General features: G+C 31.7%; 1 protein-coding gene. It reads left to right on the top strand.

Annotated elements, in window-relative coordinates; genetic code table 11:
- Positions 1–338 precede the first annotated feature (338 nt).
- Positions 339–571, top strand: a 233-nt coding sequence (locus N1032_RS26855; RefSeq protein WP_259543730.1) for a hypothetical protein, incomplete at its 3' end; no start/stop codon positions are given.

Here is a 571-nt window from a genome sequence, read left to right as displayed (position 1 = left end):
CAATTTTTGTGTATTTTTTCTACAAAAAAAAAACGAACTCCCAAACGGGGAATATAAGGGGGTTAATAAGCCATATATTGACTTATATTCTATGAACTGATTAAAAATAAAAATATCAGAAGGTGGTAGAAACTCATTTAATTATGTTGAACTGCTTAAAACATATGAAAAAGAAAAGGTTGATGTTATCAATCCAATCACTATCAATTTTGACCTTAAAGGTGGAAATAATAGGTTAAAAAATGGTAAATAGTTATTCCTATTGAAAAGACATTATTGAAGCTGTAAAGGACAATAAACCCTTACCAGTAGGTCGCATAAATGAAATTGGTTCTCGTATGAGTTCCAAGACTTGGTCATCTATTGATGGGATCATATTGTGTTGTCTTGCAAATATAGTTAAAATTGATGCTTTCAGACACTTTAAAGGTAAGGATAGGCAAGAGTTATTTGAGCAATTTGGTAAGCAATTAGAGTTTTGGGGAATACTAGATAAGGTTGAAGTTCATAAGTCTAATATGACTTATACTTTTCCTATTGGCTCAGTCATTGAGATTGGCGGGTTGCACAG

The sequence above is a fragment of the Herbiconiux daphne genome (genome assembly GCF_024979295.1).
Classification (GTDB): domain Bacteria; phylum Actinomycetota; class Actinomycetes; order Actinomycetales; family Microbacteriaceae; genus Herbiconiux; species Herbiconiux daphnes.
This window is presented reverse-complemented; position numbering and strand designations above follow the sequence as displayed.